Annotated in this window: 14 protein-coding genes and 1 tRNA gene; 4 read left to right on the top strand and 11 right to left on the bottom strand. The window is 34.1% G+C overall.

What is annotated here, in order from left to right; genetic code table 11:
* Positions 1–103: 103 nt before the first annotated feature.
* The 3 genes from AC1RPY_RS06680 (at position 104) to AC1RPY_RS06670 (ending at position 2,604) form a co-directional block, all read left to right on the top strand.
* Positions 104–388, top strand: coding sequence for a GNAT family N-acetyltransferase (locus AC1RPY_RS06680; RefSeq protein WP_481761887.1), 285 nt, complete (start codon positions 104–106; stop codon positions 386–388).
* 20 nt (positions 389–408) lie between these two features.
* Positions 409–1,110 (top strand): ribose-5-phosphate isomerase RpiA, encoded by a 702-nt coding sequence (gene rpiA, locus AC1RPY_RS06675; RefSeq protein WP_481761886.1) that lies wholly within the window; start codon positions 409–411, stop codon positions 1,108–1,110.
* Between the two features lie 159 nt (positions 1,111–1,269).
* Positions 1,270–2,604, top strand: coding sequence for a C1 family peptidase (locus AC1RPY_RS06670; protein ID WP_481761885.1), 1,335 nt, complete (start codon positions 1,270–1,272; stop codon positions 2,602–2,604).
* Between the two features lie 31 nt (positions 2,605–2,635).
* Here AC1RPY_RS06670 and AC1RPY_RS06665 read toward each other — a convergent pair whose 3' ends face one another.
* Positions 2,636–3,319: a 2,3-bisphosphoglycerate-dependent phosphoglycerate mutase gene (locus AC1RPY_RS06665; RefSeq protein WP_481761884.1), complete on the bottom strand. Its 684-nt coding sequence runs from the start codon at positions 3,317–3,319 to the stop codon at positions 2,636–2,638.
* An 86-nt stretch (positions 3,320–3,405) separates the two neighbouring features.
* Positions 3,406–4,662 (bottom strand): C40 family peptidase, encoded by a 1,257-nt coding sequence (locus tag AC1RPY_RS06660; RefSeq protein ID WP_481761883.1) that lies wholly within the window; start codon positions 4,660–4,662, stop codon positions 3,406–3,408.
* A gap of 428 nt (positions 4,663–5,090) precedes the next feature.
* Here AC1RPY_RS06660 and AC1RPY_RS06655 point away from each other — a divergent pair, with 428 nt between their 5' ends.
* Positions 5,091–6,125, top strand: coding sequence for an LCP family glycopolymer transferase (locus tag AC1RPY_RS06655; RefSeq protein WP_481761882.1), 1,035 nt, complete (start codon positions 5,091–5,093; stop codon positions 6,123–6,125).
* 53 nt (positions 6,126–6,178) lie between these two features.
* On the opposite strand, the gene accA is transcribed toward AC1RPY_RS06655, so the two are convergent.
* The 9 genes from accA to AC1RPY_RS06610 all read right to left on the bottom strand — a co-directional run bounded on the left by accA (position 6,179) and on the right by AC1RPY_RS06610 (position 13,931).
* Complete coding sequence (accA, locus tag AC1RPY_RS06650) at positions 6,179–6,943, bottom strand: carboxyltransferase subunit alpha (RefSeq protein WP_481761881.1); 765 nt, start codon at positions 6,941–6,943, stop codon at positions 6,179–6,181.
* Positions 6,944–6,956: 13 nt separating this feature from the next.
* Positions 6,957–7,739, bottom strand: coding sequence for an acetyl-CoA carboxylase carboxyltransferase subunit beta (locus tag AC1RPY_RS06645; RefSeq protein WP_481761880.1), 783 nt, complete (start codon positions 7,737–7,739; stop codon positions 6,957–6,959).
* A 14-nt stretch (positions 7,740–7,753) separates the two neighbouring features.
* Complete coding sequence (locus AC1RPY_RS06640; RefSeq protein ID WP_481761879.1) at positions 7,754–9,043, bottom strand: acetyl-CoA carboxylase biotin carboxylase subunit; 1,290 nt, start codon at positions 9,041–9,043, stop codon at positions 7,754–7,756.
* Between the two features lie 9 nt (positions 9,044–9,052).
* Positions 9,053–9,439 carry an acetyl-CoA carboxylase biotin carboxyl carrier protein gene (locus tag AC1RPY_RS06635; protein ID WP_481761878.1) on the bottom strand — a complete coding sequence of 129 codons (387 nt, stop codon included), beginning with the start codon at positions 9,437–9,439 and terminating at the stop codon, positions 9,053–9,055.
* A 15-nt stretch (positions 9,440–9,454) separates the two neighbouring features.
* Positions 9,455–10,441 (bottom strand): beta-ketoacyl-ACP synthase III, encoded by a 987-nt coding sequence (locus AC1RPY_RS06630; protein WP_481761877.1) that lies wholly within the window; start codon positions 10,439–10,441, stop codon positions 9,455–9,457.
* 179 nt (positions 10,442–10,620) lie between these two features.
* A tRNA-Leu gene (locus tag AC1RPY_RS06625) sits at positions 10,621–10,705 on the bottom strand.
* Positions 10,706–10,764: 59 nt separating this feature from the next.
* Complete coding sequence (locus AC1RPY_RS06620; protein WP_481761876.1) at positions 10,765–11,217, bottom strand: SprT family protein; 453 nt, start codon at positions 11,215–11,217, stop codon at positions 10,765–10,767.
* Between the two features lies 1 nt (position 11,218).
* Entirely contained in the window at positions 11,219–13,393 is a 2,175-nt protein-coding gene (locus tag AC1RPY_RS06615; protein WP_481761875.1) for a Tex family protein, read from the bottom strand.
* Positions 13,394–13,490: 97 nt separating this feature from the next.
* The gene (locus AC1RPY_RS06610) at positions 13,491–13,931 is read right to left on the bottom strand and encodes a hypothetical protein (protein ID WP_481761874.1); all 441 of its coding nucleotides are present in this window, start codon (positions 13,929–13,931) and stop codon (positions 13,491–13,493) included.
* Between the last annotated feature and the right edge of the window lie 9 nt (positions 13,932–13,940).

The following is a 13,940-nucleotide window of genomic DNA, read 5'->3' as shown; positions in this document are numbered from 1 at the left end:
CCCGTAATCTGTTTACTTTTTATCTTACCTCATTTATGACATAAATGGCTAGTTTTTGGGCATTTTTTAATGGTATAATTACATTCAAAGGGAAGGTGTTCAAATGGATTTCCAACTAAATGAAACCGATTTACGCGTGTACAACGTTAATGACGAGTTAATTAGTCGAATTAGTTTTACCATGATTAATGCTAATCAGACAATGGTCATTGAACATACTTGGGTAGCTGACAATCAGCGTCATCAAGGGCTTGCAAAAAGTACAACTGATTACTTAATTAAACAAGTTATTCTAAATCAGCAAACTATTTTACCATTATGCCCTTATACAAAGTTTTATTTTAGTGAACATCCAGAACTTTTAGAATTAATTTATACACCTAAATAAAAAATAGGAGAGTGACACACATGAATCAAGACAATTTAAAAAAATTAGTTGGACAAAAAGCTGTCGAGTTTATTAAAGACGGTATGGTTGTTGGACTTGGTACAGGCTCAACCGTTAAATTTATGGTAGATGCATTAGGTCAACGTGTTAAAAATGAAAACTTATCAATTATCGGTGTTTCAACATCAATTAGAACTGAAGAACAAGCAAAATCACTTGGTATTCCAGTTAAATCAGTTGATGAAGTTGACCACATTGATTTAACAATTGATGGTGCAGATGAAATTGATGACCATTTCCAAGGTATTAAAGGTGGCGGTGCTGCTCATTTATTTGAAAAAATTGTTGCTATTAATTCAAATCAAAATATGTGGATTGTTGATGAAAGTAAAATGGTTCATACGTTGGGTAAATTCCCTCTTCCCGTTGAAGTTATCCCTTACGGTAGTCATCAATTATTCAAAAAATTAGAAGCTAAAGGATTTAATCCCAAATTTAGAACTGTTGATAATGAAAATGTTTTAACTGACTCTAAAAATTTTGTCATCGATTTATATTTAGGTGAAATAAACGATCCTGCTAGCATACAAGATTATTTAGCTAAACAAGTTGGTGTTGTAGAACAAGGTCTATTTTTAGATTGTGTAAATACGGTTATCGTTGGACGTCAAGATGGTCCTGAAGTTTTACACGCACGTTCTGACACCTTTACAATTAAATAATTCTAAAGAAGAGCTAATTTTTATTGGCTCTTTTTAAATACGCAAATTGATTTTATTTAAAAATGAGAATTTTCTTTTCTTTTTAACATTGTTTACTAATCTAACGAGATATATTATAATAGCCACAGTACTTAAATCTTATATAGGAGTGTGATTTTTTTGACACAATCAATTAGTTCAGAACAACTCGCAAAATTCCAAAAAAATTTACATGCACGTGAAAGCCATGAAGTTATTGAACGTGCCGTTACAAAAAATGGTATTTTAGCAAATAGTTACGATTTAAAAGCCCAAGCTAAAATGGAACCTGTTTTCTCAATTGATCTGGATGTTGGTAATGTTTCTAACCAAAAGCAATCAGGTCGTTGTTGGATGTTCGCCGCATTAAATACAATGCGTCATGACATGAAAACAAATTTTAAAGTTGCCAAAGATTTTGAATTGTCACAAAATTTCACTTACTTCTGGGATAAACTTGAAAAAGCAAATTACTTTTATCAAAATGTTCTTGAAACAGCTGATAAACCAACTAGTGACCGTACCGTTTCATGGTTAATGACAACTCCACAACAAGATGGCGGCCAATGGGATATGATCGTTGCAATTATTGAAAAATATGGTGTTGTTCCTCAATCTGTGATGCCTGAAACATATAATAGTTCTAAATCAAGCGAAATCAATTCAACTTTAAACTTAAAATTAAGAAAAGATGCTGTTGATTTACGTGAACTCGTTGCTGCCGGAACAAGTTCAAAAGAAATTGAAGTCGTCAAAGAAGCTAAACTTACTGAAATTTATCGTTTATTAGCATACAGTTTTGGTGAACCTCCTGCAACATTTGACTTTGAATATCGTGATTCTGATAATGAATATCATATTGATAAAAATTTAACACCAAAAACATTCTATGAAAAATTTATCGGTTGGGACTTAGATGAATACGTCTCAATCATTAATGGTCCAACAGATGATAAACCTTACAATAATATGTACACAGTTGATCGTCTTGGAAATGTTGTTGATGGGCGTCCTATTCGCCATTTAAACATTAACATGGCTGATTTTAGAGATGTTGCCATCAAACAATTACAATCTGGCGAGAGCGTCTGGTTCGGTTGTGATGTTGGTCAATCGTCTGAACGCCAAATTGGTATTATGGATACTGAACTTTATCATAAAGATGAATTGTTCAATATTGATCTAGCTTTATCAAAAGCTGAACGCCTTGATTACGGTGAGAGTCTAATGACTCATGCTATGGTTCTAACAGGTGTTGATTTGGTTAATGATCAAGCAACCAAATGGAAAGTTGAAAACTCATGGGGCGAAAAAGTTGGTAATAAAGGCTTCTTCGTTATGAGTGATGACTGGATGGAAGAATATTGTTATCAAGTTGTCGTTAACAAAAAATTCTTACCAGAAAAATTACAAGCTATTCTAAAAGAAGAACCTAAAGTCCTTGCTCCTTGGGATCCAATGGGTGCATTAGCATAATTAAAAAAGTAACAACAATATTGAATTGTTGTTACTTTTTTTGTGTTAAAATTTTTTTGCTTTTAATTGTTAAATCATCATTTAATGTATACCAAATAGGGACACCATTCGGAACCTCAACGCCATCAATATCTGCATCTGAAATATTTTCTAAATATTTTATCAATACCCTAAGTGTACTGCCATGTGCGACAATCAACTGGTTATTACCTTGTCTTAACTCTGGGGCAATGACATCTTGCCAGTAAGGTAAAATCCGTTTAAATGCCATTTCTAAGCTTTCTGATGTTGGTAAGCTACTTTTAACACGTTGCTTGTACCGTCTATCATTATCAGGTACAGATAAACTAGGTGGGATAGTCGTATAACTACGGCGCCATTGGGCTACTTGTTTAATACCGTAGATACGTTTGGTTTCATCTTTATTTAAACCGCGCAAGGCACCATAATGTCGTTCATTAAGACGCCAATTTTTCTGTATTGGAATCCAAAGTTGATTCATTTCTTCCATCATAATATTACTCGTTTTAATAGCTCGTTTTAAGACAGATGTATGAACCTGTGAAAATTGAATATTTGTATTAAGAATAACTGTTCCTGCAACTCTAGCTTCAGCGATGCCCTTAGCCGTTAATGGAACATCTGTCCAACCGGTGTATTCATTATTTTGATTTGCTAGACTCTCACCATGTCTTACCATGACTAATTCAACCATTATTAAAACCTTCTTCACTCTTCATTAATACTCATTATAACAAAAAAGACTTAAAACAACATTGTTGTCTTAAGTCTTTTAATTATTTATTTTACTCGACCAGCAAAATCTGGTTTCCAGTAAGCACTCATTGTGCTAATTTTAACATTTTGTCCTTCAGTTGGAGCTTCAGCAAATTGACTTCCACCTAAGTAGATAGCAACATGGTATGATGATCCTTTTGATCCCCAGAAAAGTAAGTCTCCAGGTTGTGCTTGAGAAACTGATTCATAGCTAACTTGTCCTTCTTGAGCAACAGTGTAGCCACCAATAGATTTTCCAGCAGCATGAGCATAAACATAACTAGTAAATCCTGAACAATCAAAACCGCTCAATGATTTTCCGCCCCATACATATGGGATGCTCTTTGTTGTTAATGATCTTGCTAGAGCAGTAATACTACTTGTATCAAGACTTGAAGCACTCACAGCACTTGTTGCTGCTTTTTTACTTGAACTATTTGTAGTTGAAGTTGTGACAGCTTTTTCACTTGAAGCTGAAGTATTTGAGCTTTTTACTGCTTTATTACTTGAAGTATCTGTACTTGCAGCTTCAGTTGCTTTTGATGCAGCTGCATCTGCTGCTGCTGCATCGTTCTTTTCATTTGCTGCTTTAGTTTCTGCTGCTGCTTTTTCAGCAGCTTTTTCTGCTGCTTTTGCTTTATCGATAGATGATTGTGTATCTGATTTTTTTGTATCAATTTGTGCTTTTAATGTATTTGCGTTTGCTTGTTTAACCGCTAGTTCAGCTTGTTTGTTTGTATATTCTTTAACTGTTTTTTGTTGATCTGCAGCCTTTTCATCTAATTCAACTTTAGAAGATTTAACTTCTGCTTTATCAGCTTTTTGTTGTTTAGCAGCTTTTTGACCAGCACCAACTAATGTTGTAACTGTTCCCACACGTTTGAAGGCATCAACAACACTTTTTGAATCTGAAACAAATTCAACCATGCTTGCTGTACTTCCATCAACTTGTAAAGCACGTGTTTGATCAGCTAATTGTGAATCTCTTTGTGAAATTTCAACATTTAATCTGCTGATCTTCTTACCTAATTTGTATTGATCTGATTCAAGTTTTGCAGCTGTATCTTTAGCATCCTTAACTTCAGCTTGAGTTGAAGTAATTTCACTATTAATTGTTGCTAATTTTGCAGCAACTTTAGTGCTCTTGCTATTTAATTTAGCAATCGTGCTTGTTAGTTCAGTTACACTATCTGAAGCGTTAGCTTGTTCTGCAACTGCGCTCATTCCAATAAGTGTAGCTGTCATCATCATTACTTTAGCAATTTTACTATTAATTTTCAAAAGGCACTCTCCTAGTTGATTTCATAATTATTATTTAATTTTAGCGTATTCGTTTTTCTCGACTAGAATAGAATAGCACGGTTCTTAGGTACATACCATTACGGTTAGTTTACATTCGAATTTAATTTACATCTTTTAATTTCAGTATGATTACACAAATGTTACAAAAGGCCATTTCCATTGTTTTTATCCCTCTTATTTGTTGTTAAATAGGCATTTACGAGTTCTATATTAAAATGACAAAAGCGTAATACAATTAGTCGTTTTTCACTGATTTAACATTACTTAATTAATCAAAGTTGTCCTTTTCATTCTTTTACATTTTTTCAATTATTTAATAATACCGTAAGAAAAAATTTTTTTTGCTTTTTATCCCTTTTTTTATCGTATAATCAGCTTAATTAATGTAATGAAAGGTATGAATAAATATGGCTAAAAATAATAACTTGGGAATGCCATCTCCAATAAAAGGCAGTTCTCAAAGCAATAAAAATAAGCATCCAATACTGTGGACACTATTGATAATTATGATTTTAGGTATTGCTTCTGGAGGTGTATATGCCTATTCAGTATTCACACATACTGAAGATACCGTCGCAAAAACTTACAAGAAAACCAAAGCAAAAAAATTAAGAAATGTTTCCAGTATTTTGAGTGAGAAAAAACCTTTTTCAATTCTATTAATGGGGACTGATACTGGCGCACTTGGTCGAAGTGATACAGGACGCACGGATACAATGATCGTTGCAACAGTTAATCCAACAACAAATAAAACTACCTTAACAAGTATTCCTCGTGATACTCAAGTTAAAATTGACGGAAGTGATGAAAGCTCTTCAAAAATAAACAGTGCCTATACCTATGGTGGCAAAGATGGTTCAACATCTGCTGTTAATACTGTTCAAAATTTATTAGATATCCCAATTGATTATTATATGTTAATTAACATGAATGGATTAAAGAAAATTGTTGATACCGTTGGTGGTGTTGATGTCAAACCATTACTTTCATTTAAACTTGAAGGAACTCATTATAAAAAAGGTAAGACAATCCATTTAAACGGCAAACAAGCCTTAGCTTATACGCGAATGCGTCATTCAGATCCACTAGGTGATTATGGCCGTCAAAAACGTCAAAAACAGATTATTACAGCAATTACCGGAAAAGCTAAATCTGTAAATTCACTCGCAAACTACAAAAAATTATTAAAAACAATTGACGGAAACATGGTAACTGATCTTAGTTTTAATGATATGCTCACAGTAGAAACAAACTACAGCGCCGCTACAGAATCAATTCACTCTGATTTCTTGCAAGGAGTAAGTACAGATGTTGATGGTCTTTCATATGAAGTTCCAACATCGACTGAAAAGAAACGCGTCTCAAATGCTATTCGTTCTCAATTAGGTTTAAACAAATCAACACAAGCCTTTACTAGTTTAGAACAGCAACTCTCTAAATAAATAGATATAAAAAAGAAACGGACCTCAATTAAAATTTGAGGTCCGTTTCTTTTTTACCAATTTTCTAAAAACTTTTGGTATTTCATTTCTCTTTGTTCAATAAGTTCATTAGATGATTTAGTCGCTAGGTTCTTCAGCAATTCATTTAGACTACTGTCCATTAGACTTATTGTTGCTGCCTGATTAGTTTCTGGCAATACCACATCAATCAATCCAATATTAAATAACTCAGTAGCCGTCATTGGCAAACTTGTTTCAATCTCATTTGGATTAGTTTTCTTCAAAATAGCACTAACGGCTTCTGGAGATGCTACTGAAAATAAGCTATTTTCAACCATCATAATAGCATTTGCATTTGCTAAAGCCAGTGCACCACCGCTTTGACCTTCACCTAAAAAAATGGCAATATTCGGCACTTGTAATGCACCCATTTTTAAAATCATTTCAGAAATAATATAGCTCTGTCCTGTTTGTTCTGATTTAACGCTGGCATCTGCGCCGGGCATATTAATTAGCGTTACAACAGGTCGCTTAAATTTTTCAGCTTCATTTAGTAATCGCATTGCTTTTCGATACCCACTTGGCTTCACGGCACCAAAATTATAGGCTAAACGTTCTTCTAAATTTACGCCCCGATTAATGCCAATAACTGTCACTGGGCACTTATGAAAAAGTCCAATCCCACCAATAATGGAAGCATCCTCTTCGCCAACTCGATCACCATGATTTTCGAAAAACACATCAAATAGACTAGAAATAATAAATTTAGCACTTAATCTATCATTCGATCGAACTTTTTTTAAAAAATCTGAGTCCATTTTTAATATCCCCTCACACGTGTAATAGTAGTAGCTGACTAAGAATCTGTTTTATGTTTTTCCGATCAATAACCTGATCAACAAATCCATTTTCATATAAACCTTCTGCTGTTTGAAAATTAGCAGGTAGCTTTTCATTTGTCGTCTGTTTAATCACTCTTTCACCAGCAAAGCCAATTTTAGCTTGTTTTTCAGCTAATACAATATCGTTATTTAGTGCAAAGCTAGCACTGACACCACCCATTGTTGGATCCGTCAATAGGGACATGACTAATAACCCTGCATTATCTAGTTTTTGTTTCATGTAAAGAATCGAATTCATTTGTAATAACGAATAAATTCCCTCTTGCATTCTTGCACCACCAGAAGCAGTAACGATTACAAATGGCAGTCGTTTATCTAATGCGACTTGCATCCCTAACTTAATTCTAGTCCCTGCCGTCGTATTCAATGATCCCATCATAAAAAAACTATCCATTACTGCTAAAATCAATGGTTGTTGATCAATGCTACCTTCACCGACAATAACGGCTTCATCAGATGTCGTTGAACGCTTAGCACGTTCCAGTTTTTCTGAGTAACCTGGAAATTGTGCTTTATTTTCTGTTTTATTTGCTACATTTATTACCTCAAAACCGTTTTCATCTGTTAAAATAGCAATTCTCTCCATAGCAGTCAAGCGTTTATAAGTTTGGCATTTAGGACAAATAAAATAAGGTGCCCATTCACTTTCATGTAAATGCGTCCCACAATTTCGGCACTTTTGCCATTGATTTGTCTTTGGATAATGACTCATTACCGCCACCGCCTTTAAATTTTGCTATCAATTGAAATGGTATTTTCAATAAATTCTTGTGATTTTATAATTATTTTTAATTGCGTTAAATTAGTTTCAATTCCTGAAATATAAATTGATTCAAGTGATTTTTGCATTTTTAAAATAGCTAATTCTCTCGTTTCAGCATGACAAATAATTTTTGCTAATAGTCCGTCATAGAAAGCAGAGATGGTGTCACCGACACCATAACCCGTTTCAATTCGAATATCTTTAGGAAAATCAAAACATGTAATTTTAGTTTTCACACTTGGAATTAAGGATAATCGACATTCGATTGCATGTCCATTCATTTCTACATCATTATTCAATACTTCTTTACCTTCAGCAACTAACAACTGTTGTTGAACAACATCCATTTTAACAGTTTCTTCAGTAACACCATGTTCGACTTGCAATCGTGTATTCATTTCTAAAAAATAAAATTGATTATTCGCAAATAAAAATTCTACAGTTCCTAATCCAACGTAATGTAAATTTTTGATTAACTGACGCGTAAAATAGTAGAGTTGGCTTTGTTGCTCACTAGTTAAGACAACTGATGGGCTTTCTTCAATCACTTTTTGTCGGTGATTTTGCAAGCTACAATCCCGATTTCCTAACACTTGAACATGGTGCCCATCACCGATAATTTGCACTTCTATATGCCGCGCGTTTATCAATTTTTTTTCAAGATAAAAACTTCCCTCAGCAAAAGAAGCCTTTGCTTCTTGCTGAACAATCTCAGCGCCAGATAACAAATCAGATTTCCTTTCAACTGCTCTGATACCCTTGCCGCCTCCGCCATGTGAAGCTTTAATTAATAGTGGGAATCCAATTTTATTTGCTTGCTCAATCAATTCTTCGTTAGAAGTAATTAAATCAGATCCAGGAATAACGGGTACCCCTTTCTCAATTGCTAACAAACGAGATTTATCTTTATCTGCTAGTTGCTGGATTAATTCCGCTTCCGGACCAATAAAAGTAATACCACATTCCATACACATTTGTGCAAAATGCGCATCTTCTGATAGAAACCCGTATCCTGGATGAATTGCATCAACATTTAAACTTAATGCTGCCATCAATATACTCTCTCGATTTAAATAAGAATCTTTTGCTAAGGCTGGCCCAATGCAAATTTTTTCATCAGCAAGTTCAACAAATCGACTTTGTGCATCCACTGTTGAATAAATAGCGACCGTTTGTATATTTAATTTTTGGCAAGCGCGAATAATTCGTTCAGCCACTTCTCCACGATTCGCTATTAAAATTTTTCGAAACAAATGACTCACCTATCCATCTATTCTAATTTTAAGTAACTCTTGATCAAATTCGACTAATTCACCATCATCTACTAGTTGTTCAAGTACGATACCTGTCACTGGCGATTGGATATCATTGTATAATTTCATACTTTCAATTTGAGCAATAACCTGCTTTTTAATAATTTTAGTCCCAATTGTTCCCATTTTATCAAAATGAACTAACCCAACAAGTGGGCTTTTAACGATAAAAATGGTGTCACTATCATCTTCTTGTATATTTGTTGCTACTTTTATTTTTTCGGCTGTTTTTTCTTGATCTACAACTACTTTAAAGTCACCATCTTCAATTTCAACATGAGAAAATGGCATTGTCGCAATTTTATCTAATAATTGATTAATTTCATTAAATTTCATTAATTTGCACACACCTTAAATTTTTATTAGTAAACTTCCATATGCTAAGCCAGCTCCAAATCCAGTTAATAAAACTGTACCACCCGTAAACCCTTGTTGAATTGCTTCATTTAGGGCCATTGGAATCCCGGCTGAAGATGTATTTCCGTGATGAATAACACTTGTTGCAAATTTTTCAATTGGCATCCCTAACTCATCAGCAATTGTTTCAATAATTCTTAAATTTGCTTGATGGCAAACAACCAAATCAATATCACTTGTTTTTAACTTATTATCTTTAAGTAATTGTTTCATCTGATTAGGCACAACTGTTGTAGCAAATTCAAACACATCTCGTCCCTCTTGGAAAAATGCATCTATTGTTGGATAATTATCTTCATTAACATCACTTAATGGTTCAATACGTCCACTATGAATAACATCCTTTTTTTGCCCATTTGTTTCTATTTTTTCAGCAATAAAGCTTTCATCCGCTGAATTATTTGAGGCTTCAAGAAGAGCACCACCTGCACCGTCTCCAAAAAATACAGCGCTTGTTCGATCCTTAAAATCCATCATTTTTGAGTTAACTTCTGCACTAATCACAATTGCCCGTTTGTATTGCCCTGTACGTAAAAACTTTTCTGCGGTACTCATAGCAAATATAAATCCCGCACAAGCAGCGCTAATATCGAAAGCAAAGGCGTTCATTGCGCCAATATTTCCTTGAACAATCGCAGCTGTCGATGGTGTTAAGGCGTCTGGCGAAATTGTGGAAATAATAATTAAATCAATATCTGTGGCTTCATACCCAGATTTAAGTAAAAGTTCATTTGCTACTTTTGTACTCAAATCTGATGTATTTTCATCAATTGCATAGTGTCGTGTTTTAATCCCAGTATGCGCCACTATCCATTCATCCGAGGTTGGCATAAATTTAGCTAATTCATTATTTGTCACAATTCGTTCCGGCACAAAATGTGCCATATTTTTTATTTTGACATAATTATTCAATTTACCCATTCTCCCAGTCGTTAAGTTTAATTCATTCTATTTTATCAATAATCGCAAAATTAAGACACCAAAATAATTAACGCTTAATAATTCTTTAATTTCATAATACGCCAGTATGGCAATCTTTCATTAAAAAAAGCACTAAACCCCATAGTAACAAGGTCGAGTGCTTTTAAGTAAAACTATTATGCGAGTAAATGGATTCGAACCATCACGGGATATTATCCCACCAGATCCTTAGTCTGACGCGTCTGCCAATTCCGCCATACTCGCAAGAACAATCATAATTGTAGCAAAAATTGTTCCTTGTTACAAGTCCCATTTAAAATAAATTAGTATTCCATTAAAATTAACTTACTTCGACACTTCGAGCAAACGTAGCGTGACAGGTTAATTTTTCTTTGTCGTTGATACTGTTGTCCACAATTAGAGCATTGATAGTGAATAACTCTTTTCTTTTTAGCCTGTTTTGGACCAAGAGGGGCAAACCGGCTACCACCTACAATTGTCAGTAGCTGTTTGAAATCATGATCACGATGTTGATAACCCTTTTTAGCAATATGCAGATGATAATGACATAATTCATGCTTGATAACACCTATTAAAATATCCTCACCATGTTCCGTCAGCATTTTAGGATTAATTTCAATATTATGGTCATTTAATCGATACCGTCCACCCGTCGTTCGTAGTCTTTTATTAAATGTTGCTTTGTGGATAAATGGCTGCTTAAAAAAAGTTGTGGATAAGTTTTGAACTAAAGCTGTTAATTCAAAATCAGTCATCTTATTTATCCGTTGGTCGTTTCATTGTTAACTGAACGCGATTACGTTTCAAATCAACTTCCATTACCCACACTGTAACTATGTCCCCAACCGCAACCACTTCACTTGGTTTCTTAACGAACTTATCTGTTAATTGTGAAATGTGGACAAGTCCATCTTGTTTAACACCAATATCTACAAACGCACCAAAATCAATTACGTTCCGAACGGTTCCTTGTAATGACATGCCGGGTTCTAAGTCCTCAATTGTTAACACATCGTGTCGTAGTAACGGTGCCGGCATATCGTCACGTAAATCACGGCCTGGTTTTTGTAAACTAGCTAGAATATCTGCTACTGTTTCCACACCACTACCCACAACTTGTGCCAAATTTTCAGCATTTGTCTGTGCTAATTGGTCATTTGTCTCAGTTTTACCCAAATTAGTTATTTTTATCCCCAATTCTTTCAACAAAATCTTTGTTAGTGGATAACTTTCAGGATGAATATCAGTATTATCTAAAATGTTATCCCCAGAAACAATACGTAAAAATCCAATTGCTTGTTCATAAGCTTTTGGTCCTAAGCGTGGTACTTTCTTAAGTTGTTGACGCTTCGTAAATTTACCATTTTCGTCACGATAAGTAACAACATTTTTAGCAATTGTTAAATTTAATCCAGAAATTTTTGTTAATAGCTCTGAACTAGCTGTATTTAAATTAACCCCAACTTTATTCACAGCATCTTCAATCACGACATCTAACTGTGCATCCAATTTTTTTTCAGCAACATCATGTTGATACTGACCGACTCCAACAGATTTAGGATCAATCTTAATTAATTCAGCCAAAGGATCTTGCAATCTACGGCCGATACTAATAGCAGAGCGTTCTTCAACGTGAAGTTCTGGGAATTCATCACGAGCTGCTTGACTAGCTGAATAAACCGATGCCCCAGCCTCATTTACAATGACATAAAAAATTGGCCGTTCGATTTCTTTTAAAATATCTGAAACAAATTGTTCAGATTCTCGACTTGCTGTTCCATTTCCAATTGCAATCATTTCAACTTGGTATTTTTCAAGGAACTGTTTAAATTGTCCAGCAGCTGCGGCACGTTTTTCACCATTTGCAGGTTTATGTGGATAAATTACCAATTTGTCTAAGAATTTACCTGTACCATCCACGATGGCTAACTTACAGCCTGTTCGATAGGCTGGATCAAAACCTAAAACAACTTTCCCTTTTAATGGTGCTTGCATAAGTAAATGGTATAAGTTATCCCCAAACACATTAATAGCTTGTTCTTCAGCAACCTCTGTCATACCTTTACGAATTTCACGCTCAATTGATGGTTTAATAAAGCGTTTATAACTATCTTGATACGCATTTTCAATGATTGGTACAGCGTCACCACTATTTTTCCCAATAATTCTAAAATGCATAAATGTCATAATTGCTTGTTCTGGTACAACAACGGAAGCTTTTAAGATTCCCTCTTTTTCACCACGATTAATTGCCAGTACACGATGCGGAACGACTGATTTTAAAGATTCACTAAACTCATAGTAATCACGATAAATACCTTTTTCGTCTTTTTCTTCAGCTTTAACTTTTGCTTCAAACAAACTATCTTTTTGAGTTACTTTACGAATCCACTCACGATATTCGGCACTTTCACCAAATGCTTCAGCTAAAATTTCATGTACCCCAGCAAAAACGTCTTCTTCAGTTAAAATTTCAGCATCAACATTAATAAATGTGCTTGCTTTCTGATTAATTTCAGCTGCTGTTTGGGGGAATGTCAACAACCATTTGGCAAATGGTTCTAATCCAGCCTCTTTGGCAATAGTGGCCTTAGTACGACGTTTTTGTTTAAAAGGTAAATAATAATCTTCAATCTGTTGCAATTTTTTTGCTAAACTAATTTTATTTTTTAAAGCTTCTGTTAAATTACCTTGTTCTTCAATTATGTGGATAACTTCTGCTTTACGTTTTTCTAAACTCTCAACATGTTTATAAGTTGTCTCAATTTCACGAATTTGAACTTCGTCTAAACTATCTGTTCTTTCTTTTCGATATCGTGCAATAAATGGAACAGTATTTCCTTCATCAAGCATCCCTAAAACTGCGTTAATTTGTTTTTCTCGATACTGATTTAGCTCTTTTAATACTAACGGCATAATGTTTTTTTCCATGATAACGACCTCAATTCGAATATTTTTTGTTCATAAAAAAGAGACTAATAATAGGCGTCAGTACAACCATTCCTAATATCAATCTCTTTAATTAAATTTAACCTAAAATTTGTTGCATGATACGTTGCATCATATCAGTTGTTTGCGTCATTCCTTTATCTTGTTTTTCTTCTGAAGCTTTAAATGCATCAACCTCGACAAGATGTTTCTCAACATTAATACTACTTGTCATCTCATCGCAACCTTCAACAAAAGTACGATAACCACTAATTAATTTTTTATGTTTTCCCAAAACAGGAATGGGTACTTGTAAATCATCTAATTTGCTTAAATTTTCTTGGTAACTTGCTGTACCTTCAACAAATTTTTCTTTAGTAGTTGTGAATTCATCATCTGAAACAATAGAAAAGTCACCTGCAGTAATGGCTTTTTCCATTACTTCGTAATGATCATTTAAAGAATTACCCATTTCTTCAGTTGCTTGCGCAACATCATTTAACGCATTGATATAATAATTTACATTAACTCTTTTTTTCAAGATATAAAC

This window comes from Dellaglioa sp. CoH-56-MRSF-12, assembly GCF_056782075.1.
Note: the sequence above shows the minus strand (reverse complement) of the source record. Positions and strands in the feature narration are given on the sequence as shown.

What these genes read in the sequence shown, in the direction of transcription:
- AC1RPY_RS06665 (WP_481761884.1), bottom strand. Translation starts at nt 3,319, where the DNA reads ATGGTTGAATTAGTCATGGTAAGACATGGTGAGAGTCTAGCAAATCAA.
- AC1RPY_RS06615 (WP_481761875.1), bottom strand. Translation starts at nt 13,393, where the DNA reads ATGGAAAAAAACATTATGCCGTTAGTATTAAAAGAGCTAAATCAGTAT.
- AC1RPY_RS06680 (WP_481761887.1), top strand. Translation starts at nt 104, where the DNA reads ATGGATTTCCAACTAAATGAAACCGATTTACGCGTGTACAACGTTAAT.
- AC1RPY_RS06620 (WP_481761876.1), bottom strand. Translation starts at nt 11,217, where the DNA reads ATGACTGATTTTGAATTAACAGCTTTAGTTCAAAACTTATCCACAACT.
- accA (WP_481761881.1), bottom strand. Translation starts at nt 6,943, where the DNA reads ATGGACTCAGATTTTTTAAAAAAAGTTCGATCGAATGATAGATTAAGT.
- AC1RPY_RS06635 (WP_481761878.1), bottom strand. Translation starts at nt 9,439, where the DNA reads ATGAAATTTAATGAAATTAATCAATTATTAGATAAAATTGCGACAATG.
- AC1RPY_RS06630 (WP_481761877.1), bottom strand. Translation starts at nt 10,441, where the DNA reads ATGGGTAAATTGAATAATTATGTCAAAATAAAAAATATGGCACATTTT.
- AC1RPY_RS06655 (WP_481761882.1), top strand. Translation starts at nt 5,091, where the DNA reads ATGGCTAAAAATAATAACTTGGGAATGCCATCTCCAATAAAAGGCAGT.
- AC1RPY_RS06645 (WP_481761880.1), bottom strand. Translation starts at nt 7,739, where the DNA reads ATGAGTCATTATCCAAAGACAAATCAATGGCAAAAGTGCCGAAATTGT.
- rpiA (WP_481761886.1), top strand. Translation starts at nt 409, where the DNA reads ATGAATCAAGACAATTTAAAAAAATTAGTTGGACAAAAAGCTGTCGAG.